2 protein-coding genes are annotated in these 1,071 nt (G+C 63.4%); both read right to left on the bottom strand.

Annotated features, from left to right (window positions below):
* On the bottom strand, positions 1-344 hold a 344-nt coding region (nuoB, locus tag AB4Z11_RS32410; protein WP_442030387.1), incomplete at its 3' end, for an NADH-quinone oxidoreductase subunit NuoB.
* A gap of 46 nt (positions 345-390) precedes the next feature.
* A partial coding sequence (locus AB4Z11_RS32405) for a helix-turn-helix domain-containing protein (RefSeq protein ID WP_442030385.1) occupies positions 391-1,071 on the bottom strand: 681 nt, incomplete at its 5' end.

Here is a 1,071-nt window from a genome sequence, read left to right as displayed (position 1 = left end):
GAATATGAGTAGTGATAGTAGCCGCCGCCATTGGCGCAGGAGCCCATCGACACCACATAGCGCGGCTCCGGCATCTGATCGTAGACCTTGCGCATGGCGCGCGCCATCTTGTTGGTCAGCGTGCCGGCGACAATCATCAAGTCCGCATGGCGCGGCGACGGACGCGGACACATGCCGAAGCGGTCCAGATCATAACGGGCCGATGCGGCTTCCATCATTTCGACCGCGCAGCAGGCCAGGCCGAAACTGAGATACCAGAGGCTGTCCGTGCGGGCGGTGTTGAGCAGAGATTCGAGCGAAGTGACGACATAGCCGTCCTTCTCCAGCGTTGCTTCCATATGCATTTCCCCTAAACGTGAAATCCGGCGTCACGATAGCGGGTTGTGCGGGCTAATACTTGTATGAATGCGACAGCTCGCCCGCCACGACGGCCAGCGCTTCGTCGTCGTAGTGGTAAAGACGCAGCTCGCCCTTGGTGTCAGCTGCCACGCCTTGCAGCAGGGTGCGCGGGGCGAGCCCGGTGTACTGGATGAAGTCGCGGATCATGTGGGCCTGGTCATGGTAGCCGGTATCCATGGCGACACGGGTGAGCAGGCCGTGCCTGGGCGGCTGCGCCATCAGCCGTGCCAGCGCGCGCACGTAGCGGTCCATCTTGCGCGAATCGCGGATGCTTTGGCCGTAGCTGGCGGCGAAGCGGCGCTCAAGCTGACGGACGCTCATCCCGCAGCGCGCAGCAATATCCAGCGTCGGCAGCGCCAGCAGGCTCGCCGGCAGCACGAAGGGCTCGCGCCCGCCTTCGCGGCGATCCAGCAATTTGAACAGCCAGTCGGCGAAGTCGCTTGCCCACTGGTGGCAATCACCGGAAGAACGCAAGGCATCTTCCAGCTGCGCGGTCGGCAGGCGCAATTCATCGAGCGGCAGGATGGCGTCGCACAGCTCATTGAGATCAGGATCGAATAGCCGCCCGAAGCGCCCCGGCTCGATGATGGCGCTGATGAAAGTCGTACCGGGCTCCCACACGGCGGGGAAAGGCCCGGTCAGCGGACCGGTAACAAAGGGACGGTCATACAG

This window comes from Pseudoduganella sp. RAF53_2 (assembly GCF_052113985.1).
In the GTDB taxonomy this organism is placed as follows: Bacteria; Pseudomonadota; Gammaproteobacteria; order Burkholderiales; family Burkholderiaceae_D; genus Rugamonas.
This window is presented reverse-complemented; position numbering and strand designations above follow the sequence as displayed.